Origin of the sequence: Actinomadura sp. DC4 (assembly GCF_030406325.1) — a bacterium.
Lineage (GTDB): Bacteria > Actinomycetota > Actinomycetes > Streptosporangiales > Streptosporangiaceae > Actinoallomurus.
The window spans coordinates 83,530-106,108 of sequence record NZ_JAUEQY010000001.1 but is presented as its reverse complement, the minus strand read 5'-3'; the positions used below and the strand labels follow the sequence as shown (position 1 = coordinate 106,108).

Here is a 22,579-nt window from a genome sequence, read left to right as displayed (position 1 = left end):
CTGCTTATTCCTGGTTGCCGGACAGCTTCTCGCGCAGCGCGGCGAGGGCCTCGTCGGAGGCGAGCGCGCCGCCTCCGGTGTCGCCACCGCCACCGCTGGGCGCTTCGCCCTCGGTGTTGTAGGACTGCGGTCCGGCCGCCTCGGCCTCGGCCTTGCGGGCCTCCTCGACCTGCTTCTTGTGAGCGTCGAAACGGGCACGCGCCTCCGCGTACTGCCGCTCCCACGTCTCACGCTGCTGGTCGAAGCCCTCCAGCCAGTCGCCGGTCTCCGAGTCGAAGCCCTCGGGGTACTTGTAGTTGCCCTCGGTGTCGTACTCGGCCGGCATGCCGTAGAGCGTCGGGTCGAACTCCTCGTCGGTGAACGTCCCGCCACCCTCGTTGGCCTGCTTCAGCGAGAGGCTGATGCGGCGCCGGTCGAGGTCGATGTCGATGATCTTCACGAAGATCTCGTCGCCGACCTGGACGACCTGCTCCGGGATCTCCACGTGGCGCTCGGCCAGCTCGGAGATGTGCACCAGGCCCTCGATGCCCTCCTCGACCCGGACGAACGCGCCGAACGGCACCAGCTTGGTGACGCGACCCGGCACGACCTGGCCGATCTGGTGGGTGCGGGCGAACTGCTGCCAGGGGTCCTCCTGCGTCGCCTTGAGCGACAGGGAGACCCGCTCGCGCTCCATGTCCACGTCGAGAACCTCGACGGTGACCTCCTGGCCGACCTCGACCACCTCGGACGGGTGATCGATGTGCTTCCAGGAGAGCTCGGACACGTGCACGAGGCCGTCCACTCCGCCGAGATCGACGAAGGCACCGAAGTTGACGATGCTGGAGACGACGCCCTTGCGGACCTGGCCCTTCTGCAGGGTGTTGAGGAAGGTCTGGCGGACCTCACTCTGGGTCTGCTCCAGCCATGCGCGACGGGACAGCACCACGTTGTTGCGGTTCTTGTCCAGCTCGATGATCTTCGCCTCGAGCTCGCGCCCGACGTACGGCTGCAGATCGCGCACCCGGCGCATCTCCACAAGGGAGGCGGGCAGGAAGCCACGAAGACCGATGTCGAGGATCAGGCCGCCCTTGACGACCTCGATGACGGTACCGGTGACGATGCCGTCCTCGTCCTTGATCTTCTCGATCGTGCCCCAGGCGCGCTCGTACTGCGCGCGCTTCTTGGACAGGATCAGGCGTCCCTCCTTGTCCTCCTTCTGGAGGACAAGGGCCTCGACGTGATCACCGACCTTGACGACCTCGTTCGGGTCGACATCGTGCTTGATGGACAGCTCACGCGAGGGAATGACGCCCTCGGTCTTGTAGCCGATGTCGAGCAAGACCTCGTCTCGGTCGACCTTGACGACAGTCCCTTCGACAATGTCGCCGTCGTTGAAGTACTTGATGGTCTCGTCGATCGCTGCGAGGAAGGCTTCCTCGGACCCGATGTCGTTGACCGCTACCTGCGGGGTACTCGAGGTGGCCTCGGTGCTGCTCGTCATGTGTGGGATGGCTCCGGATACGGACATGCGTAGTTGCCTGTGCAGCGCGGAGGGCCAGTTATCGTCCCTGCCGATGAACCGGCCGTGTGACCAGACCGATGTCGACTTGACCGAGCGCGAGCCTGCTCTGTCCGAGGCGCGCGCAGGCCCACAGCGCAGCGATCAGAATATGGGAGGTCAGGGGCAACGGTCAATCTCAAGAGTGGTCAGTAAGGGCAGGCCCACTCCTTGTAACGCGTGTAGAGGTAGATCATCTTATCCTGCGGGAAGGCGATCGTGGCCGGGTTCCCGTCGGAGGTGTACCGCTTGTCGGGATTCTGAGCCAGCCACTCGAGCCATGCTGTGGAGCAGTACCGCTTGCAGTCATCTTCCTTGATTTTTTCCTTGTCCCTGATCCGCGGGATCTGCCGCGGGTCGAAGCTGCCCGCGTACGGCGAGTCGGAGGGCTTCCAGCCGGCGAGGAACATGCCCTGGAAGTCCCACTTCGCGAGCTTGGTGCCCCGCTGGGCCCAGTCGAGATGCGCCCGCGAGAGCGACCCGAACGGGAAGGCGAACGTCGTCGAGGGCTTGCCTGTGGCGTCCTCGATCATCTTCTCGTCGGAGCCGATCTCCTTGACGACCTCGGCCCTGCTCATCTTGCTCAGGTCCTTGTGGTTCGTCGTGTGGTTGGCGACCTCGAACCCGTTGCGGGTGAGCCAGCGCATCGTCTCCACGCCCGGCTTGGAGCCGCCGTAGAACGGGTCGCGGTTCACGAAGAACGTCGCCACGGGACGGAAGCCGGGATTCTCCTTCGCCACCCGCTGGATGACCGCGACCGCCGTGTCCGGCTTGGGATTCCCCGCGCCGTCGAAGTCGGCGTGCGTGATCGACCCGTCGTCGAAGGTCAGCACGACCGGGTGCCTGCCGGCCGGAATATTGATCTTCCCGGCGACGAACTCCGCGGCGGTCACCGGCACGTAGCCCTGCTTGGCCATGCCGGTGAACTCGTCGTACAGCTCCTTGGTCGAGCGGTCCAGCGGGTACTGCGGCTTGGCCATGACCCGGTGGATCATCAAGACCGGAACCTGGCCGAGCTCGTTCGCGCTGACGGCGCGCGCGGCGGCGGCCGCCTTGGCGAGGTTGAACGGCGGCCCCTTGGGCCGCGCTTTGGGCTTGGGCGCCGCGGCCTTGGTGGGCACCGACCGCGCTCCGCCGACGGCGGCCGGATTGGCACGCGGAGGACTTTCGGAGCGCCGGTCTCGCGGGGCCAGGAAGCCTACGACTACGGCTACGACGATCAATGCGGCAGCGAATTTGTCAAGGTGCGGCACGGTATGTCCCCCAGCGTTTCTGCACGCGGTGCGCACGAAATCCAGCTGGTTGTTACTTCCCGTTATGGCGATCATGTAATCGCGCGAGGGTGTGCGCCGGGGCGCTTGTCAGGCGATGGTAAATGTTCGGTCATGGCGTGACGCGACGTCGTTTTGGTTTGATGGTTGATAGTCTTTCGCGCCTTATGTGGCGGTGTGTGCGGGGGGTGCGAGGTCGGGGCGTGGGACGGCTTGCGGCGCTCGCCGGTCGGGTCGGTGGGGTGCCGGATCACGCGACGGTCGGCGAGCCGATCGGTATGTCGGGGATGTCGCGCGGGCCGGACAGGGCGAGCGGGCGATGCGGCTTCGATGCGCGCCAGCGTGTATCTCGCAAATCGCGGCATTCCTCGTAACGGACAACCCGACCTGCCGCCGACCCGCACGCGGGCGATCCTCCCGCTCGGCCAGCCGTGCTGGACGGGCGCGGCCAGATCAGTACCGCGGCTCTCAGGCTGCCGTCCGCCGACACCGCATGATGGCGGCACCGTGGAACAGCGGAAACGCGTTCGTGGGGGAACGGCGCGACGGCGACGAACCCGGCGTGCGGTGCCACGCCCGCCCGCCCCCAAGGAAGCCCACAACGGGCCCCGAACAGCCCGATCGACCGCCGCGGACGGCGCGGAACGGCGGAAACGCACTCGCCCACCACCCGGCCCCTGAGGAAACGGCACCGCGGCGACAAGCCCGGCATGTGGTTACCAGCCCCCCGAGGAGGCCCACGACGACCCCGAACAGCCCGATCATCCGTCCGCAGCGGCATGGAACAGCGGAAACCGTTCACCCCCCGGCCCCTGGGGGAACCGCACGGCGGCGACAAGCCGGCGTTCGGTGACCACGCCAGCCACCGGGGGGCATCGCGCAGGACGACGGCGACGCAACGGCCCCGAACGGCGCGATCGACCGCCGGCGGCACGGGAAGCGATCGCAAGTCCGGCCTGCGGGTAGCCGTTAGTCGGTGATCGATCACCGATCGGAGCGCGAGTTCCGCGATCTCGGCCGACTCTGGTCAGTTCCCGTCGGCGGACCGTAGAGGACGGCGAACGCCCTCTCCGTCAGCGGCTGGCATTTCGACCAGGTGCGCCGACCGACGCGGTCATCGAATCGGTCGTCGGTGACCTGACCGCAGGCGAGCCCGCCGGGCTAGTGGCCGGCCTCGTGCCAGGTGCGGCCGGTGCCCATGGAGACCTCCAGCGGCACGCGGAGGTCGTACGCCGCGCCCATCTGGGTCCGCACCAGGTCCTGCAACGACGCGAGCTCGCCCGGGGCGACCTCGAAGATGAGCTCGTCGTGGACCTGGAGCAACATCCGGGACCGGAGGCCCGTCTCGTGCATCGCGCGGTCCACCATCAGCATCGCGACCTTGATGATGTCGGCGGCCGACCCCTGGATCGGGGCGTTCAGTGCCATCCGCTCGGCCATCTCGCGGCGCTGGCGGTTGTCCGACGTCAGGTCCGGCAGATAGCGGCGGCGACCCAAGATGGTCTCGGTGTAGCCGTCCTGACGGGCCTGGGCGACGATGTCGCGCAGATAGTCGCGGACGCCGCCGAACTGCTCGAAGTATTCCTCCATCAGCGCGCGGGCCTCGTCCGGCGTGATGCGCAGCTGCTGGGACAGGCCGAACGCCGACAGGCCGTAGGCCAGGCCGTAGTTCATCGCCTTGATCCGGGACCGCAGCTCGCCGTCGATCTGCTCGGCCGGCAGGTCGAAGACGCGGGACGCGGTGACCGTGTGGAAGTCGATGCCCGAGCCGAACGCCTCGATCAGCGCCGCGTCCTCGGACAGGTGGGCCATGATCCGCAGCTCGATCTGGCTGTAGTCGGCGGTCAGCAGGCACTCGAAGCCCTCGCCGACCACGAATCCCTCGCGGATCTGGCGGCCCTCCGCCGTACGGATCGGGATGTTCTGGAGGTTGGGGTCGGAGGAGGACAGGCGGCCGGTCGCGGCGACCATCTGGCCGAACGTCGTGTGGATGCGGCGGTCCTCGTCGGCCATCGGGATCAGCGAGTCGACCATGCTCTTGAGCTTGGCCACCTCGCGGTGGCGCAGCAGGGCCTCCAGCACCGGGTGGGCCGTCTGGGCGAACAGGCCGGTCAGCGCCTCGGAGTCGGTCGTGTAGCCGGTCTTGGTGCGCCGGGTCTTGGGCAGCTCCAGCTCGTCGAAGAGGATCTGCTGGATCTGCTTGGGCGACCCCAGGTTGAACTCACGGCCGATCGCGGTCCACGCCGCCTCCTCGACCGCCTTGACCTCCGCGCCGAACGTCGCCGAGAGGTTCGCCAGGTAGTCGATGTCCAGGCCGATGCCCAGCCGCTCCATCTCCGCCAGGACGTCCACCAGCGGCATCTCCACGTCACGCAGCAACGTCACCGCGCCCCGCCGCTCCAGGTCCTTGTCGAGCGCCTCAGCGAGGTCCACGACGGCACGGGCCCGTACGGCCAGGTCGAACGCCGCCTCCTGCTCACCGGAACCGTCCAGCGTCAGCTGGCCGCTCTCGTCGGCCTCCTTGCGGAGCTCGCGGTGGAGGTAGCGCAGGGCGAGGTCGCCGAGGTCGAACGAACGCTGGCCGGGCAGCGCGAGGTAGGCCGCCAGGGCCGTGTCGCTGGTCAGGCCGTCGAGCCTCAGGCCGCGCGCCGCGAAGGCCAGCATCGGGCCCTTCGCGTCGTGCACGGCCTTCGGCTGCTTGGGGTCGGAGAGCCACGTGGCGAACGCGCGCTCGTCCTCCTCCGGCAGCTCCACCGGGTCGAGGAACGCCCCCACGCCCGCCTGGGTGGCCAGCGCGATGCCCGTGATGTCGCCGATGCCGCGTCCCCACGTGCCGGTCACGGCCAGGCCGACGCGGCCCACGCCGCTCGCGTGCTCGGCCAGCCACGCCGCGACCTCTCCCGGGCCCGGGCGGGCCATCTCGACCTCGAAGCCCTCCTCGGCCTCCGGCTCGACCGCCGACAGCGTCGCGTAGAGCCGCTCGCGCAGCACGCGGAACTGCAGTGTGTCGAACAGCGTGTGGATCTCGTCGCGGTCCCACTGGCCCACCACGAGCTCGGCGGGCACACGGTCGAGCGGCACGTCGCAGTCGAGCTTGTTGATCTGCTGGTTGCGCAGCACGTCGCCGAGGTGCTCGCGAAGGTTGTCGCCGGCCTTGCCGGTGATCTCGTCGACGTGCGCGATGAGCTCGTCCAGGCCGCCGTACTTGGTCAGCCACTTGGCCGCGGTCTTCGGGCCGACCCCCGGCACGCCCGGCAGGTTGTCGCTGGTCTCCCCCACCAGCGCCGCCAGCTCGCGGTGGCGCTCCGGCGGCACGCCGTACTTCTCCTCCACCGCGGCCGGCGTCATGCGGGCCAGGTCGGACACGCCCTTACGGGGGTAGAGCACCGTGCAGTGCTCGCCGACGAGCTGGAACGCGTCGCGGTCGCCGCTGACGATCGCGACGTCCATGTCCTGCTCGACGGCCCGGGTGGCGAGCGTCGCGATGAGGTCATCGGCCTCGAAACCGGCCACCGACAGCCGCGGGATGCGCAGCGCGTCGAGCACCTCGAAGATCAGGCTGATCTGGCTGCGGAAGTCGTCCGGCGTCTCGCGCCGGTTCGCCTTGTACTCGACGTAGGTCTCGTGGCGGAACGTCGGCTCGCTCCGGTCGAAGCACACCGCCACGTGCGTGGGCTGCTCGTCGCGCAGGACGTTGATCAGCATCGACGTGAAGCCGTACACCGCGTTGGTCGGCTGGCCCGTCGTCGTCGAGAAGTTCTCGATGGGCAGCGCGAAGAACGCCCGGTAGGCGAGCGAGTGCCCGTCCATGAGGAGCAGGCGGGGAGTTTCAGGGGTCGCTTCCGTCGTAACCACGCAGGCAGCCTAGCCTTCGCCTAGGACAAATCTGAGCAGCCTCAGGTTATGCACGAGGAGGTTTCGTGGACGACGCGGGCGAGAGCACCCTCGACAGCCCCACATCGGCACTCATCGGCGACATCGCGACGGAGGGGGCCAAGGGCCTGGCCGCCACACTGGGCATCGAGATCCTCGAGGCGAGCGCCGAGCGCGTGGTGGCGCGCATGCCGGTCGAGGGCAACACCCAGCCGTACGGCATCCTGCACGGCGGGGCGTCCTGCGTGCTCGCCGAGACCATCGGCTCCGTCGGCTCGGCCCTGCACGCGGGCCCCGGCCGCATCACGATGGGCATCGAGATCAACGCGAGCCACCACCGCTCGGCCACCGAGGGGCACGTCACCGCCGTCGCCACGCAGCTGCACGGCGGGCGCACGCTGACCAGTTACGAGATCATCATCACCGACGACCGGGATCGCCGGATATGCACCGCGCGCCTCACCTGTGCGCTCCGGGACCGGCCCTAGATTTCTTCGCCGGGCGTGTCAGCCTGTGACCTGGGAGTTCGCCGGGAAGTGTCCGAATCGTTTCCGATCGAGGCGCAACGGGTATGCCACAGGCTTTGCACGCATCACACCAGTCTCGCTACCGTTGCACCGTACGAGCCCGGAGCGCCGAGTAGAAAACGTACCGCCGGGCCTGTGCAGGGCCGGGGAAGGCCTGCATAGGACCACGACGGCACGGCACCAAAGGCGCTCCGGGCTCATTCACGTCTCAGGGGTCCCGCGCGAAAGCGAGACCGAGCCCCCGGACGGCCCGTACGCCGCCCCTGCGCGACGGCGTTCCCGGCACATCGCGGCTTGATCCCGATTCGGCGACGACCGCTTCTCAGACCGCTTTCGCTCGGTTAACGTCGCGCTGTGCAACGATCCATCCCGCGCCTCGGCGCGCACGCGGCGAAGAGAAGCGCCCCGTTAAGGGCCACGGTGACCGGCCTTCTGCTCGCGCTGACGGTCGCGGGATGCGGCTCGTCCTCCCACGACTACAAGTTCCCGCCGCAGCCCGCGCCCAGCGGTGAGACCCCCCTCGCGGGAAAAAGCGCCCCGATCGGCGAGGTCACCTACACCGCGATCGGGCTCCGTACGCAGCTGGGCGAGGTCATCGGCTCACACGGAAGCTGGGTTCCGCACGGCCAGTACGTCAGGGTCCGGCTCCTGATGGTCAACCACGGCCGGGAGCGCCACGACTTCGACCCCGGCCGGCAGCTCATCGTCACGTCGGACGGGAAGACTTACGGCCCGAGCACCGACGCGATGCAGATCTCCCGTGGGGTGTCCGGCACGCAGACCCTCGCCTCCCAGGAGATGTGCGCCTTCGACCTGTGGTTCGACGTCCCGAAGAACGCCAAGCTCCAGGCGATACGGGTCTATGGCGACGCCTCGTCGTCCAAGCTGGCCGACCAGCTGAAGGGTGCCAAGGTGGCCGGTGCCAAGAATCCGATCGATCTTCCCCTGAAGTGAGCCCGGGTGGCGGCCGCGAGGCGCGGCCGCCACCCGGACGGGACGTCAGATCGGTGACTCCGCTCCGCCACCGAGGTAGGCGGCCCGTACCTGCGGATCGTCCAGGAGCGCGCCGGCCTCGGCGGACTTGACCACCGACCCGGTCTCCAGGACGTACGCGCGGTGCGCGATCTGCAGCGCCTGCTGGGCGTTCTGCTCGACCAGGAGCACCGTGGTGCCCCGCCGGTTGATCTCCTCGATGATCGAGAAGATCTGCTGGATGAGCTTCGGCGCCAGTCCCATCGACGGCTCGTCCAGCAGCAGCACCTTCGGCTGGGTCATCAGGGCGCGCCCGATGGCGAGCATCTGCTGCTCGCCGCCGGACATCGTGCCGCCGGCCTGGTCCTTGCGCTCCGCCAGCCGGGGGAACAGGTCGAAGACCTCCTTGAGGTCCTTCTCGACGTTCCCCTTGCGGGCGTACGCGCCCATGTACAGGTTCTCGGTGACCGTCATGCCCGGGAAGATGCCACGGCCCTCCGGCGCCTGGCCGATGCCCATGAGCACGCGCTTGTGCCCGGCCACCTTGCTGATGTCCCGGCCGCCGAACACGATCTTGCCTGCCGACAGCGGGCGAAGCCCTGAGATCGTCTTCAGCGTGGTCGACTTCCCGGCGCCGTTGGCGCCGATCAGCGTGACGATCTCACCCTCGTCGACGTCCACCGACACGCCCTTGAGCGCCGCGATCTTCCCGTAGTGGACGTGGATGTCCTTGATCTCAAGAAGCATCGGCAGGAGCCCCCAGGTACGCCTCGATGACCCGCGGATTGTTCTGGATCTCGGCTGGCAGGCCTTCCGCGATCTTCTGGCCGAAGTCGAGCACGGCGATCCGGTCGCTGATGCCCATGACCAGGCTCATGTCGTGCTCGATGAGCAGCACGGTGCGCCCGGAGTCACGGATCTTCTTGATGAGCTGCTGGAGAGCCTCCTTCTCGGTGGGGTTCATCCCCGCCGCCGGCTCGTCGAGCAACAACAGCTTCGGATCCGTGGCCAGCGCGCGGGCGATCTCGAGACGCCGCTGGTCGCCGTACGGCAGGTTCTTGGCCGTCTCGTGGATCCGCTGCCCGATGCCGACGAACTCCATCAGCTCGATGGCCTTGGCCCGGCCGTCACGCTCCTCCTTGCGGTGCCAGGGCAGCCCCAGCGCCGCGCCGGCGAGCCCGGTGCGATGATGCGCGTCCGCACCGACGAGGACGTTCTCCAGCGCCGACATGTTGTGGAACAGCCGGACGTTCTGGAACGTCCGCGCGACGCCGAGCTTGGTCACCTTGAACCGCTTGTTGCCATCGATCCTCGAACCGTCGAAGACCACCTGGCCCTCGGTCGGCCGGTAGACCCCGGTGACGACATTGAACACGGTCGTCTTTCCCGCGCCGTTCGGGCCGATCAGCGCGAAGATCTCGCCCTGCGCGACCGTCAGCTCGAGATCGTTGATCGCGACCACGCCGCCGAAGCGCATCGTCAGGCCCTGCAGCTGGAGCACCGGCGCTCCGCCGTTCTCCGCCGTGTCACTCATTCGCCCACCTCACCGGCGGCGACGGTAGCCGGACCGCCGACCTCGGCACCCATCGTGCCCATGCCTCCCGAGCCTTCGGCGAGCTCCGCCTTCCGGCGCCGGGACGGCAACAGGCCCTCCGGCCGGAACACCATCAGGAGTACGAGAACCCCGCCGAAGACCAGGATCCGGTACTCCGCCAGACCACGGATCCGCTCGGGGATCCAGGCCACCAGGAAGGCCCCGAGGATGACCCCGGGAAGGTTTCCAGAGCCACCGAGCACGACCGCCGCGAGGATCGTCGCCGACAGGATGAACGGGAAGTTCGTCGGGATGATCGACACGGCCTGAGAGGCGTACACGACGCCGGTCGCACCGCCGATCGCCGCACCGATCGCGAACGCGGCCAGCTTGAACTTGAACGTCGGGACGCCCATCAGCTCGGCGGCGTCCTCGTCCTCGCGGATCGAGGCCCAGGCCCTGCCCACCCGGCTGTTCTCCAGCCGTTTCACGAAGATGATCGCGATGATGATGACGAGCAGCATCAGGTAGTAGTACGGCTTGCCGTCCAGCGCGCCGTACTTGAACGGCTGGACGCCGCCGAACCCCAGCGCGTCGAAGAACCCGTTGTCGGGAATGGTCCATTCGGTGAGCGTCGGCGGGTGCGGGATGCCGCCGATGCCGTTCGGGCCGCCGATGTAGTCGGTGTTGTTCGCCGTGATCCGGACGATCTCCCCGAAGCCGAGGGTCACGATCGCCAGGTAGTCACCGCGCAGCCGCAGCGTCGGAGCGCCCAGGATGATCCCCGACAGCGCCGACAGGATGATGCCGGCGAACAGGATCTCCCAGAAGCTCCAGCCGAACTTCACCCCGAAGACGGCCATCGTGTAGCCGCCGATGGCGAAGAACGCCACGTACCCCAGGTCGAGCAGGCCCGCCTGGCCCACGACGACGTTCAGGCCGATCGCGAGCAGGATGTAGCCGCCGATCGGGAAGAACAGCAGCGTCGGCCAGTCGGTGTAGGGGGACATGAAGCTGCCGATGCCGTCCGCGGGCAGCACCAGCGCGACGACGATCAGGATCAGGTAGATGAGCCAGCGCGTCCAGCTCGGAGCGCCCGACCAGCGGTCACGGACCGAGTCCGACGCCGAGGAGTACGCGCCGCGTACTCGGGTGAGCGGGTTTCCGTTGGAAGAGTTGTTCATGCGCGCGCCTGCTGGAGGGACTCACCGAGGATGCCGGTGGGACGGAACATAAGGACAAGCACGAGAACGCTGAATGCCACGACATTCTGCCATTCCGAGCCGAAGATGGCTGAACCGTACATCTCGAAGAGTCCGAGCACGAGGCCGCCGACCAGCGCGCCCCGGAGGTTGCCGATACCGCCGAGCACCGCGGCCGTGAACGCCTTGATACCCAGGAGGAACCCGACGTCGTACCTGGTCTCCTCGAAACGGAGCAGGTAGAGCGCCGCCGCCACACCGGCCATCGCGCCACCGATCGCGAACGTCGCGGTGACGATCCGGTCGATGTTGACACCCATCAGGACCGCCGTCTCGGGATCCTGCGCGGTCGCCCGGATACCGCGGCCGAGTTTGGTCCGCTCCACGAAGACGTCGAGCAGGATCATCATGAGGACCGCGCCGACGATCACTATGAGCCGGTCGTTGGAGAGCTCGAAACTCCCGATGTGGATCACGTTCGACTTCTGCACGAAGTGTCCCTGGACGGGCAGCGCGCCCTTCTCCTTGGGGAGGCCGAACGCCGCGGGTATGACGAGCCGCGCGAAGAGCTGCTGCAGGAACAGGGACGCGCCGATCGCCGAGATGAGCGCCGCGAGCCGGGAGGCACCCTTGCGTCGTAGCGGCCGGTAGGCGACGTATTCCAAGATCACGGCACTGCCACCGGATGCCACCGCACCGGTGAGGGCGAGCACGATGAGGAGCCCGATCAGGGCGAAACCGCTCACGTTGGACGGCATGCCGAAGAGGTGGAGCATTCCGAGGGCGGCGAAGGTGCCGATCATGAAGATCTCGGAGTGCGCGAAGTTGATGAGACGCAGAACGCCGTAGACCATCGTGTAGCCGAGCGCCATCAGCGCGTAGATCGCGCCCAGCGACAGCCCGTCGACGGTGTACGGCCAGAACTGGTTGAAGAGGTTGCTCAAAATTGGTCGCCTTCGCCGCAGGAGCGGGAGCCGACCGTGGCTCCCGCTCCTGCGCGCTACGTAAGGCCGCCTGACGGCGGACGGATTACTTGACCGTCGCGGTCTTGGAGTTGCCCAGCAGGGGCAGCTGGTCTCCCTTGACCTGATACACGTAGACGTCCGTCGCGGTCGGCTCACCGGCAGCGCTGAACTTGATCTGCTTCGAGACGCCCGGGATGTTGATCGTCGACAGGAAGGTGTTGATCTTCTCCGGCGTGGTGTTGCCGGCCTTGACGGCCGCGATGAACGCGGTCGCCGCGTCGTAACCCTCAGCCGAGTAGATCGCGGTGTCGGCACCGAACTTCGCCTTGTACGCGTCCGCGAACTTCTTGCTCGCCGCACCCGCCGTACCGGACGGGTCGATCAGGCAGGGGCAACCGATGATCGAGCCGTCGGCGGTCGTGCCGCCGGCGCCGGCCGCGAGGCCCTTGTCCAGCGAACCGTCACCCGAGAGGAACCGCGCCTTGACGCCGCCCTCACGGAGCTGCTTGATCAGCTTGCCGGCCTGCGCGTAGTAACCGCCGAAGAAGATCGCGTCCGGCGAGAACGCCTTGGCCTTGTTGACCGTCGAGGAGTAGTCCGAGCCCTGGACGTCGATCGCGTCCTCGGAGGTCGTGGCCCCGGCCTTCTCAACGGTCGACTTCACCGTCTCCGCGAACGGCTTACCGTACTCGGAGGCGTCGTGGATGATGAAGACCTTCTTGGCCTTCAGCTGGGTGGCGATGAAGCCACCGATGCCGGCGCCCTGCACGTTGTCGTTGGCGATGAGGCGGTGCCAGTACTTCCAGCCGTGCGTGGCGAGCGCCGCGTTGGTCGCGGACGCCGAGATGCTCGGCAGCTTGCCCTCTTCAAGGACCGGGTCCACCTGTGCGGACTCACCGGAGAACGCCGGGCCGATCATGCCCGCGATCTTGTCCTTGGTGATCGCCTGCTTGGCCAGCGGCACGGCCTGCTCGCCCTTGCCCTGGCTGTCGTAGGTCTTGAGGGTGATCTTGACCTTCGGGTTGGTCGCGTTGTACTCGTCGATCGCCAGCTGGGCAGCCTGCTTCGGCGGAATGACGATGCCGGAGTTCTCACCGGTCAGGTCACCCATGAAGCCGATCGTGACGGTGTCGCCACCGCCGCCGCCGCCGGACTTGTCATCACTACCGCAGGCGGACGCGCCGAGCGCCAGCACCGTGCTCACGGCAACCAAGCCGGTGAGCTTCATTATCTTGCTCCGCAAGGCCGCTCTTCCTTCCATAACCATCTACACGGGGTAACGCCAATGCGCCCCAGGACGATCTTGCGGCATTACGGCGCTTTCTCACGCTTCCTGAGGCTCGGGAGTAGTACACCGATGTGCCGGTCACCAGGAGTAGAGGCCCAACCATGGTGTTACTGCTTCGTTACTGGTCCGTGGCATAACCGGCGCAAACGCACCAGGAGATCACTCAGCGTGACAGGTCGAGGTCAACCGATGACGCCCGCCGGAGCGGCGGGCGCGCGGCCCGGCTATCCCGCGTCGCTCGCGGGGCCCTGCCCGAGGCCGCCCGCGATGACCGCCTCGGCCACCGCGCGCATCGTCATCCGGCGGTCCATCGAGGTCTTCTGGATGAACCGGAACGCCTCCGGCTCGGACCATCCGCGCGCCGTCTGCAGCAGGCCCTTGGCCCGGTCGACGGCCTTACGGGTCTCGAGCCGGTCCTCGAGCGTGCTGACCTCGGCCTCGAGACTCTTGATCTCCTGGAACCGGCTGACGGCCATCTCGATCGCCGGCACGAGGTCGGCCTTGGTGAAGGGCTTGACGAGGTAGGCCATGGCGCCGGCCTCACGTGCGCGTTCGACCAGCTCACGCTGGGAGAAGGCGGTCAGGATGACGACGGGGGCGATCCGGTCCGCGGCGATCCGCTCGGCCGCCGAGATACCGTCGAGGATGGGCATCTTGACGTCGAGGATGACGAGATCGGGGGCATGCTCGGCGGTGAGATGGACGGCCGTCTCACCGTCGCCGGCCTCACCGACGACCTCATAGCCGTCTTCTTCGAGCATCTCCTTGAGGTCAAGCCTGATCAGGCCCTCATCCTCTGCGATCACAACGCGGCGCGGGGTCTCGGTCACGCGCACGAGCGTACCCGGACCCGCTATCCTCGTACGTACCGCGGTCACCGCAGAAGTATGACCAGCGACCAAACTAGGCATCAAGTAGATGTCTACATAAAGGCCCCGATAGCCCAATTGGCATGAGGCAGCAGATTCAAAACCTGCACAGTGTGGGTTCGAGTCCCACTCGGGGCACTTCCAAAGACCGCAGCCAGTCACAGAGCGCGGTTTTGTCGTACCCGCGTGTCACGGTTTCTCTATGTACGACGATGAGACCGTCGAGCGGGCGCTGGCCCTTTCAGCTCAAGGCATCCCCCACGATGAAGTAGCCAGGATCTGCGGCGTTTACGAAGGCTCTGTCCGCCATTGGCGACGTCAAGGCCGCCGTTCCGACATTCTGGTCGATCCCCGGCGCACCTGCCCTCGCTGCAGTGGCCGTCCACTCGACCACAGCACCTACAGCTACTTATTGGGCCTCTACCTCGGCGATGGTCATATCGCCCATCACAGGCGTCGAGTCCTTCGCCTGACGATCGCCTGCTGCGACGGATGGCCGGGACTCATCGAGGAGGCGGCCAAGGCGATCTCCGTGGTCATGCCCACGTCCTCCGTCGGCCGCCTGCAGCGGACCGGCTGCACCATCGTGAACAGTTACTCCAAGCACTGGGCGTGCCTGTTCCCCCAGCACGGCCCGGGGATGAAGCACACACGGAAGATCGCGCTCGAAGCGTGGCAGGAAGAAATCGTCTCCGAGTTCACCAGGGAATTTGTCCGGGGACTGATCCACCCTGATGGCAGCAGATCGACGAATCGCGTGCGCCGACCATGCAAGGACGGTGACCGATGGTACGAATATCCGCGCTACTTCTCCACTAATACCTCCGCGGATATTCGCCGCCTCTTCACCGACGCCCTCGACAGTCTCAAGATCGACTGGAAGCAGGCCAACGAACGCAACATTTCGATCGCCAAGAGGGAGGCGGTGGCGCGGCTGGACGAATTCGTGGGCCCGAAGTACTGACGGCGGAGTCCGCCTACGTACAACTCAGGTGGGCCGCAGCCCGGTTACACCGAAACGGATGGCGGCTGGCCCGCCGGCCGGCCTGTGTGGCCGCAGACGGCGTGGCCACGCCTCGCTCCGGGGCACCGTCGGCGGTGCCGGTCAAAGCCAGGGCTGGGAAACGCCGGAGCCGGGCAGGCCTGGAGTCGGGCCGTACCGTGCCGGAACGGTCGATGGCAGGGCCGTCGCTCCAGTGCTGTCGTCACACGGGCGCCGCGTCCGGCCGGCGGTCGGAGGGGCAGGCCTGGGCCTGCCCCTCAGCACGCGTCGTGAGACCCGTCGTCGCGGTCGTACGCGGGCGGGGCGCCGGGTCAGACCGGCGGGGACTGGGCGATGGCGTCGCCGATGCGGTGGACGCGCAGGGCGTTGGTGGAGCCCGCCGTGCCCGGAGGGGAGCCCGCCACGATGACGACCCGGTCGCCCTTCTGGCAGCGGCCGATCTCCAGCAGGGCCGACTCGACCTGCCGGACCATCTCGTCGGTGTGGAAGACCTCCGGCACCGTGAACGTCTCGGTCCCCCACACCAGCGCCAGCTGGCTGCGGGTCTCCGGCAGCGCCGTGAAGGCCAGCAGCGGGATCGGCGACCGATAGCGCGACAGCCGCCGCGCCGTCTCGCCGGTCATCGTGAAGGCCACCAAGGCCTTCGCGTTGACCGTGGCGCCCACCTCGGCCGCCGCTCGCGCGATCGCGCCGCCGATGGTCTCCGGCACGCGGTCCAGCGAGTGGGTGGCGCGGAGCGTCGTCTCCTCGGCCGCGCACACGATGCGGCTCATCGTCTGGACCGACTCGATCGGATAGTCGCCGACACTGGTCTCACCGGAGAGCATCACCGCGTCGGCGCCCTCGAAGACCGCTCCGGCGACGTCCGAGACCTCGGCGCGGGTCGGGCGCGGGGCGCTGATCATGGACTCGAGCATCTGGGTGGCGACGATGACCGGGCGGGCCTTCTCGCGGGTGAGCTCGATGGCGCGCTTCTGGACGATCGGCACCTGCTCCAGCGGGAGCTCGACGCCGAGGTCGCCGCGGGCGACCATGATGCCGTCGAAGGCGTCGACGATCTCCTCGAGACACTCGACGGCCTGCGGTTTTTCGATCTTGGCGAGGAGCGGGACCGTACGGCCCTCCTCGTCCATGATGCGGCGGACCGGCTCGGCATCGTCCGGGCTGCGGACGAAAGAAAGCGCGATCATGTCCGCGCCCAGGCGGAGGGCGAAGCGGAGGTCCTCTTCGTCCTTCTCGGTGAGGGCGGGGACGCTGACCGCGACGCCGGGGAGGTTCAGGCCCTTGTGGTTGGAGACCATGCCGCCGACGAGGACGCGGGTGCGGACGCGCGGGCCGTCCACGGCGGTGACGTTGAGGACCACGCGACCGTCGTCGATGAGGATCGAATCCCCCGGGCCGACGTCGCCGGGGAGTCCCCCGTACGTGGTGGAGACCTCGTTGCGGTCGCCGGGCACGTCCTCGGTCGTGACGGTGAACTCGTCGCCGAGGGTCAGGCGCACCGGGCCGTCGGCGAACCGGCCGAGCCGGATCTTCGGGCCCTGGAGGTCGGCGAGGATGCCGAGGGCGCGGCCCGAGGCCGCGGCGGCCTCACGCAGGAGGCCGTAGACCTCCTCGTGCTGCTGCTGGGTGCCGTGGCTCATGTTGAGCCGGGCGATATCGATGCCGGCTTCCACCAACGCGGTGACACGCTCTGGGCTGGAGCAGGCGGGGCCTATGGTGCTAACGATCTTTGCTCGGCGACTCACGAGTACAACTGTAGGTAGTTACTGGCCAGTACGCGTATTCGTGCAGGTCGGCGTTGCCCGTTGTTCACGCAATGGTCTAGACCGAACGGTGTGCCCGGCTCGTCCGGTAGCAAAACGGACACGACTCCGGATCGGGCCGGGGCACCGGTGAACTCCGGCGGACGGCCCCGCCGGAGTTCACCGGACGCCCGGGGACGCCTGACTCCCCGGGCGCGTACGAGGGGTCAGGTGGCGAAGGCCTCGATCATCTCCTGGCAGTACGCCTTGAGGTCGTCCGGCTTGCGGCTGGTCACGAGCGTGTTCGGCCCGGAGGTGCAGACCTTGACCTCCTCGTCGACCCAGGTGCCGCCGGCGTTGCGGATGTCGGTCCTGAGGCTGGGCCACGAGGTCAGCGTGCGGCCGCGTACGGCATCGGCCTCGACCAGCGTCCACGGCGCGTGGCAGATCGCCGCCACCGGCTTGGCCGCGTCGAAGAACCCGCGGACGAACGCGACGGCCTTCTCCTGCGTCCGGAGGAAGTCGGGGTTGGCGACCCCGCCGGGCAGTGCGAGCCCGTCGAAGTCATCGGCCGAGACCTCATCCAGCGTCGCGTCGACCGGGAAGGTGTCGGCCTTCTCCAGGTGGTCGCGGCCCTGGACGTGCCCGGGCTTGGCAGAGACGAGCCGGGGTGTTCCGCCGGCCTGCTCGACCGCCTTCCACGGCTCGGTCAGTTCGACCTGCTCGATCCCGTCCGAGGCGACGAGGAAGGCGATGGTCTTCCCCTGAAGCTGCGTGCTCATGGAACCTCCCCTGTTGATATCGATCCTCTTTCTTGGCCCCTGCCCTCGATGCCGCGGTGTATTCGTGACGCGCCTCACTTCGCACGGAAGACCACCATGACCAGATTTGTCGGATGTTTTTCAAATTACTGTACGATCACGCCGTCATTGTGCGGCCGAATTTGCGTACGCCCCGTTCGATGCGCCATTTTGCTGAGGGTGTTCTCCAAGCGCGATGCCAGACGGGAGCGTGCAGATGCCGGGACTGACCCGTCGTCGCCTGTTCAGTGCGGCGGGCTCGACGGCCGCGACGGCGTTCGCCGCGGAGTTCCTGCCTCCCAGCGTCCGGCGGGCGATGGCGGGCACGCCCGCCGGTGTCAGGGGACGTCTCGCCGATATCAAGCATGTCGTGGTTCTGATGCAGGAAAATCGCTCATTCGACCATTACTTCGGCACACTTCCGGGCGTACGCGGTTTCTCCGACCCGGACGCTCTCATCCTGGACACCGGGAAATCGGTCTTCCACCAGCCCGACCCGGTCAATCCCGCCGGTCATCTCCTGCCGTTCCGGCTCGACACGAGTGCCACGAACGCGCAGGCGATCCCCTCGACCAGCCACGCGTGGTCGGTGCAGCACCGGGCCTGGAACGGCGGGAAGATGGACAACTGGCTGCCCGCGCACCGCGCCGCCGACGGGGTGAACGCGCCGTACGTGATGGGGTTCCACACGCGCGAGGACATCCCGTTCCAGTTCGCGCTGGCCGAGTCGTTCACCGTCTGCGACCGCTACTTCTGCTCGGTTCTAGGGCCGACCTGGCCCAACCGCCTCTACCTCATGAGCGGCACGATCGACCCGGGCGGCACGTCCGGCGGGCCGGTGACCGGCAACGCGGACAAGGTCCCGTACGCCTGGCGGACCTATCCGGAGGCGCTGACCGAGGCGGGCGTCGGCTGGAAGGTCTACCAGCAGGTCGACAACTACGGCTGCAACGTCCTGGAGTACTTCGCGGCCTTCCAGAACGCCCCCGCGGCCTCCCCGCTGTTCCGCGGCGGGCTGCGGACCCACCCGGCGGGCCAGTTCGAGTACGACGCCGCGCACGACCGGCTGCCGACCGTCTCGTGGATCATCCCGACGAGCTACCAGTCCGAGCACCCGGACTACACGCCCGCGGCCGGCGCCGACTTCGTCGCCAGCAAGATCGACGCCATCGCCTCCAACCCGGACGTGTGGAAGAAGACGCTGTTCATCCTCAACTACGACGAGAACGACGGCCTGTTCGACCACGTTCCTCCCCCGGTGCCCCCGCCGGGGACGGCGGACGAGTTCGTCCAGGGGCTGCCGATCGGCGGCGGGTTCCGGGTGCCGTGCCTGCTCGTCTCCCCGTGGACGCAGGGCGGCTGGGTGGCGCGCGAGCCGTTCGACCACACCTCGACGCTGCGCCTCCTCGAACGGCTGACCGGCGTACGGGTGCCGAACCTCAGCGCCTGGCGGCGTTCGGCCTTCGGCGATCTGACCTCGGCCCTCGGCCTGGCCGCGAAGGCCCGGCCGCCGCGCCTGCCGGGGACCAAGCCCCGGCTGGAGGAGGCCGTACGCGACGTGGCGACGCTCCCGGCACCGGTGTTCCCCGAGGCCGGGCAGACGCCCCCGCGGCAGGAGAAGGGCCGGCGGCCACGGCCGCGCGGCTGAAAGGAGTACCGACGTGTGGAAGAAGCTCTCCCGTAGGCACCCGCTCCTGGCGACGGGCGCCGCCCCCTCCCCGCCCGTACGGCCGGCGAACAGCGCGCCCGGCGGCCCGAAGTGGACGCAGAGCCCGCCCCCGCCGTCACGGTCCAGGCTGGCGGGCGAGGGCTACCGCGCGTACGTCGCGCTGGCCGGCGGCTACGGCGTCTCCATCGTGGACCTGGCGACGCTGACGTTCGTCGGCAAGGGCATCTCGACCGACGCCGGTCAGGGGGTCGCGGTGACGCCCGACGGCAAGAAGCTCTACATCGCCAACACGGGCCAGTACGAGGTGCTGGTCGCCGACCCGGTCACCGGTGCCGCGCGGCCGGTGCGCGTCGGCCCGTACCCGCGCGACGTCGCGGTCTCCCCCGACGGCGGCACGGCGTACGTGGCGGTGACCGGCGGCGACACCGGCGCGGGCGGCTCGGACGTGGTCGCGGTGATCGACACCGCGACCGACCAGGTGGTCCGCGACATCCGCGTCGGCACCGCGCCCCGGAAGGTCGTCTTCGCCCGCGGCGGGGCGCGGGCGTACGTCACGCACGACGGGGGTGTCGCGGTGATCGACGTCGCCGCCGGCAGCGTGGTCCGCGAGATCCGCGACCAGGGCGGCCCGGAGGGCATCGCCGTCGACCCGGCCGGGCGGACCCTGTACGTGGCCGAGCCGCTCGCCGGGCGGGTCTCGGTGATCGACGCTGCGTCGGGGAGGGTACGGGCCCGGATCCCGCTGCCGGACCAGCCGTGGGCGGTCGACCTCACGCCCGACGGCAGGCGCGCCTACGTGACGCAGATCAACGGCAACGTCGTGGCGGTGGTGGACACCGCGACCCACAAGGTCACCGCGCGGATCGCGGTCGGCAAGCTGCCCGAGTCCGTCGCGGTGACCCCGGACGGCACCGAGGTGTGGGTCGGCAACGGGATCTCCGGGAGCGTGTCGGTGATCGACGTCGCCTCCGGTGCGGTCGTCGGGACCGTGGTGGGCGGCGTGGGCACCAAGCCGATCAACGCGGCGCCGCTGGGCATCGCGTTCGGCCGGACGCCCTGAGGCGTCAGGAGTCGGCGAGTACGGCCTGGATCTCCAGGCCGATCTCGATCTCGTCACCGAGGACGAGCCGGTCGCCCTGGAGCGGGATGTTGAACTCGATGCCGTAGTCCGAGCGCAGGATCCGCGTGGAGGCGGTGAAGCCGGCGCGGATGGCGCCCCACTGGTCGACGCCCGCGCCGTGGAACTCCGTGAGCAGGGTGACCGGGCGGGTGACACCACGGACCGTGAGGTCGCCCGCGACGTTGTAACGCGGGTGGCGGGCCCGGCGGCCGGTGCGTGCCGGGGACACCTCGGTCGCGATGAAGGTGACCCGCGGGTGGTTCGCGGCGTCCAGGATCTGCGCGGAGCGGATGAGCTCGTCGCGCTCGGCGTTCCTGGTGTCGATGGAGACGATGCTGATCTCGGCGTACGCGGTGGAGGCGAAGGGGTCCTCGGCGATGTCGATGCGTCCGCCGAACTCGGTGAAGACGCCGCGTACGGTCGTCATCATGTGGCGGACGCTGAAGGTGATCTCCGAGTGTCCCGGGTCGATCCGCCAGGTGCCTGCGGCGATCCCCGGTGCGGTGATGGTCTCCGTCATGTCCTCTTCCCGAAGCGCGCTGTCGAGCGCACCAATGTAGTGAAACGGCAGCCAGAACGCACATCAACCGTCGATTCGCGTATCAAAGGACACTGACGGTACGCGGTCGTCTGTCCGGGAAAGCGCCGTTTCGGAGGTCTGCGAGGGTCCACGAACGCCGAACGCCCTGCCGTACCCGGAGGGCGCGGCAGGGCGTCGGTCTGGCCTGTCAGACGAGCGGTCGCGCCGTCGGCGGGATCGCGGTGGGCAGCGCGCTGCCGCCCATGAGCCACTGGTCCACGCCGGCGGCCGCGGACCGGCCCTCGGCGATCGCCCAGACGATGAGCGACTGCCCCCGGCCCATGTCGCCGGCGGCGAACACGCCCTCGACCGAGGTGGCGTAGGACCGGTCGCGTACGACGTTGCCGCGCTGGTCCAGTTCGACGCCGAGCTGGTCGAGCAGGCCCTCGCGCTGCGGGCCGAGGAAGCCCATGGCGAGGGTGACGAGCTCGGCGGGAATCTCACGCTCCGTGCCCGGGATCGGCTTGAAGCCCGTCCCCGGACCCTCGACGTCGACGAGACGCAGCGCCTTCACGCGCCCGTTCTCACCGGCGACGAACTCCAGGGTGTTGACCGCGTACGCCCGCTCGCCGCCGAGGTCGTGCAGCTCCTCGTGGGCCGACTCCATCTTGAACAGCATCGGGTAGGTCGGCCACGGCTGGCCGTCCGGCCGCGCCTCGGGCGGGCGCGGCATGATCTCCAGCTGGGTGATGGAGCTCGCGCCCTGGCGCACGGCGGTGCCGATGCAGTCGGCGCCGGTGTCGCCGCCGCCGATGACCACGACGTGCTTGCCCTTCGCGGAGATCGGAGAGTCGCCGAGGTCGCCCTCCTGCACCCGGTTGGACAGCGGGAGGTACTCCATCGCCTGGTGGACGCCGTCGAGCTCGCGGCCGGGGACCGGCAGGTCTCGCCAGACGGTCGCGCCGCCGGCGAGCACCACCGCGTCGTAGGTCCGCCGCAGGTCCTCGGCGGTGATGTCCTCACCGACGTTGACCGAGGTGCGGAAGTCGGTGCCCTCGGCGCGCATCTGGCCGATGCGGCGGTCCAGGTGCTGCTTCTCCATCTTGAACTCGGGGATGCCGTAGCGCAGCAGCCCGCCGGCCCGGTCGGCCCGCTCGTACACGACGACGTCGTGGCCGGCGCGGGTGAGCTGCTGGGCGGCGGCGAGCCCGGCCGGGCCCGAGCCGATCACCGCGACCTTCTTGCCCGTACGGACCGACGGCGGCCGCGGGGTGACCCAGCCTTCGGCGAAGGCCCGGTCGATGATCTCGACCTCGACGCGCTTGATCGCGACGGGGTCGGCGTTGATGCCGAGGACGCAGGCGGACTCGCACGGCGCCGGGCACAGCCTCCCGGTGAACTCCGGGAAGTTGTTGGTGGCGTGCAGCCGCTCGATCGCCTCGCGCCAGGTGCCGCGGTGGACGAGGTCGTTCCACTCGGGGATGAGGTTCCCCAGCGGGCAGCCGTTGTGGCAGAACGGGATGCCGCAGTCCATGCAGCGTGCCGCCTGCTTGTTGAGCGAGTCCTCGGGGAACTTCTCGTACACCTCGCGCCAGTCGCGGATCCGTACGTCGACCGGGCGACGCTGCGGGAGCTCACGCGGATGGGTCATGAAACCCTTCGGGTCTGCCATGTCTCCCCC

Annotated in this window: 18 protein-coding genes and 1 tRNA gene; 6 read left to right on the top strand and 13 right to left on the bottom strand. The window is 68.5% G+C overall.

What is annotated here, in order from left to right; all coding sequences use genetic code 11:
• Nucleotides 1-4 precede the first annotated feature (4 nt).
• From rpsA to polA, 3 genes are all read right to left on the bottom strand, one after another.
• Nucleotides 5-1,483: a 30S ribosomal protein S1 gene (gene rpsA / locus QWU11_RS00470; protein WP_290102921.1), complete on the bottom strand. Its 1,479-nt coding sequence runs from the start codon at nt 1,481-1,483 to the stop codon at nt 5-7.
• Nucleotides 1,484-1,689: 206 nt separating this feature from the next.
• On the bottom strand, nt 1,690-2,661 hold the full coding sequence (locus QWU11_RS00465; RefSeq protein WP_290102920.1) for a polysaccharide deacetylase family protein: 972 nt from the start codon (nt 2,659-2,661) through the stop codon (nt 1,690-1,692).
• 1,311 nt (nt 2,662-3,972) lie between these two features.
• Nucleotides 3,973-6,666 carry a DNA polymerase I gene (gene polA / locus QWU11_RS00460; protein WP_290102919.1) on the bottom strand — a complete coding sequence of 898 codons (2,694 nt, stop codon included), beginning with the start codon at nt 6,664-6,666 and terminating at the stop codon, nt 3,973-3,975.
• A gap of 113 nt (nt 6,667-6,779) precedes the next feature.
• On the opposite strand from polA, the gene QWU11_RS00455 reads away from it, so the two are divergent.
• Entirely contained in the window at nt 6,780-7,172 is a 393-nt protein-coding gene (locus QWU11_RS00455; RefSeq protein WP_290103321.1) for a hotdog fold thioesterase, read from the top strand.
• A 393-nt stretch (nt 7,173-7,565) separates the two neighbouring features.
• The gene (locus QWU11_RS00450) at nt 7,566-8,165 is read left to right on the top strand and encodes a DUF4352 domain-containing protein (protein ID WP_290102918.1); all 600 of its coding nucleotides are present in this window, start codon (nt 7,566-7,568) and stop codon (nt 8,163-8,165) included.
• A gap of 45 nt (nt 8,166-8,210) precedes the next feature.
• Here the strand turns inward: QWU11_RS00450 and QWU11_RS00445 are convergent, their stop codons facing one another.
• The 6 genes from QWU11_RS00445 to QWU11_RS00420 all read right to left on the bottom strand — a co-directional run bounded on the left by QWU11_RS00445 (nt 8,211) and on the right by QWU11_RS00420 (nt 14,008).
• Nucleotides 8,211-8,930, bottom strand: a complete 720-nt coding sequence (locus QWU11_RS00445) for an ABC transporter ATP-binding protein (protein WP_290102917.1) — start codon at nt 8,928-8,930, stop codon at nt 8,211-8,213.
• The gene (locus QWU11_RS00440) at nt 8,920-9,717 is read right to left on the bottom strand and encodes an ABC transporter ATP-binding protein (RefSeq protein WP_290102916.1); all 798 of its coding nucleotides are present in this window, start codon (nt 9,715-9,717) and stop codon (nt 8,920-8,922) included. Before QWU11_RS00440 ends, QWU11_RS00445 begins: the two co-directional genes overlap by 11 nt.
• Nucleotides 9,714-10,901, bottom strand: a complete 1,188-nt coding sequence (locus QWU11_RS00435) for a branched-chain amino acid ABC transporter permease (RefSeq protein ID WP_290102915.1) — start codon at nt 10,899-10,901, stop codon at nt 9,714-9,716. The genes QWU11_RS00440 and QWU11_RS00435 overlap by 4 nt, the downstream gene beginning before the upstream one ends.
• The gene (locus QWU11_RS00430) at nt 10,898-11,866 is read right to left on the bottom strand and encodes a branched-chain amino acid ABC transporter permease (protein WP_290103320.1); all 969 of its coding nucleotides are present in this window, start codon (nt 11,864-11,866) and stop codon (nt 10,898-10,900) included. The genes QWU11_RS00435 and QWU11_RS00430 overlap by 4 nt, the downstream gene beginning before the upstream one ends.
• 82 nt (nt 11,867-11,948) lie before the next feature.
• Nucleotides 11,949-13,127, bottom strand: coding sequence for a branched-chain amino acid ABC transporter substrate-binding protein (locus QWU11_RS00425; RefSeq protein ID WP_290102914.1), 1,179 nt, complete (start codon nt 13,125-13,127; stop codon nt 11,949-11,951).
• 269 nt (nt 13,128-13,396) lie between these two features.
• A complete protein-coding gene (locus QWU11_RS00420; protein WP_290103319.1) occupies nt 13,397-14,008 on the bottom strand; it encodes a response regulator in 612 nt (203 codons plus the stop codon).
• Between the two features lie 96 nt (nt 14,009-14,104).
• Here QWU11_RS00420 and QWU11_RS00415 point away from each other — a divergent pair.
• Together QWU11_RS00415 and QWU11_RS00410 are read left to right on the top strand one after the other, a co-directional pair.
• Nucleotides 14,105-14,179 (top strand) — tRNA-Leu (locus tag QWU11_RS00415).
• A gap of 64 nt (nt 14,180-14,243) precedes the next feature.
• A complete protein-coding gene (locus tag QWU11_RS00410; protein WP_290102913.1) occupies nt 14,244-15,005 on the top strand; it encodes a helix-turn-helix domain-containing protein in 762 nt (253 codons plus the stop codon).
• Nucleotides 15,006-15,355: 350 nt separating this feature from the next.
• Here QWU11_RS00410 and pyk read toward each other — a convergent pair whose 3' ends face one another.
• Together pyk and QWU11_RS00400 are read right to left on the bottom strand one after the other, a co-directional pair.
• Entirely contained in the window at nt 15,356-16,792 is a 1,437-nt protein-coding gene (gene pyk / locus QWU11_RS00405; RefSeq protein WP_290102912.1) for a pyruvate kinase, read from the bottom strand.
• Nucleotides 16,793-17,016: 224 nt separating this feature from the next.
• On the bottom strand, nt 17,017-17,571 hold the full coding sequence (locus tag QWU11_RS00400) for a type 1 glutamine amidotransferase domain-containing protein (protein ID WP_290102911.1): 555 nt from the start codon (nt 17,569-17,571) through the stop codon (nt 17,017-17,019).
• Between the two features lie 235 nt (nt 17,572-17,806).
• Between QWU11_RS00400 and QWU11_RS00395 the strand changes: the two genes are divergently transcribed.
• Both QWU11_RS00395 and QWU11_RS00390 read left to right on the top strand, forming a co-directional pair.
• The gene (locus QWU11_RS00395) at nt 17,807-19,237 is read left to right on the top strand and encodes an alkaline phosphatase family protein (RefSeq protein ID WP_290102910.1); all 1,431 of its coding nucleotides are present in this window, start codon (nt 17,807-17,809) and stop codon (nt 19,235-19,237) included.
• A 13-nt stretch (nt 19,238-19,250) separates the two neighbouring features.
• On the top strand, nt 19,251-20,318 hold the full coding sequence (locus QWU11_RS00390; RefSeq protein ID WP_290102909.1) for a PQQ-binding-like beta-propeller repeat protein: 1,068 nt from the start codon (nt 19,251-19,253) through the stop codon (nt 20,316-20,318).
• Nucleotides 20,319-20,322: 4 nt separating this feature from the next.
• Here the strand turns inward: QWU11_RS00390 and QWU11_RS00385 are convergent, their stop codons facing one another.
• Both QWU11_RS00385 and QWU11_RS00380 read right to left on the bottom strand, forming a co-directional pair.
• Entirely contained in the window at nt 20,323-20,898 is a 576-nt protein-coding gene (locus tag QWU11_RS00385; RefSeq protein ID WP_290102908.1) for a YceI family protein, read from the bottom strand.
• Nucleotides 20,899-21,106: 208 nt separating this feature from the next.
• Nucleotides 21,107-22,570 (bottom strand): glutamate synthase subunit beta, encoded by a 1,464-nt coding sequence (locus QWU11_RS00380; RefSeq protein ID WP_290102907.1) that lies wholly within the window; start codon nt 22,568-22,570, stop codon nt 21,107-21,109.
• Nucleotides 22,571-22,579 lie beyond the last annotated feature (9 nt).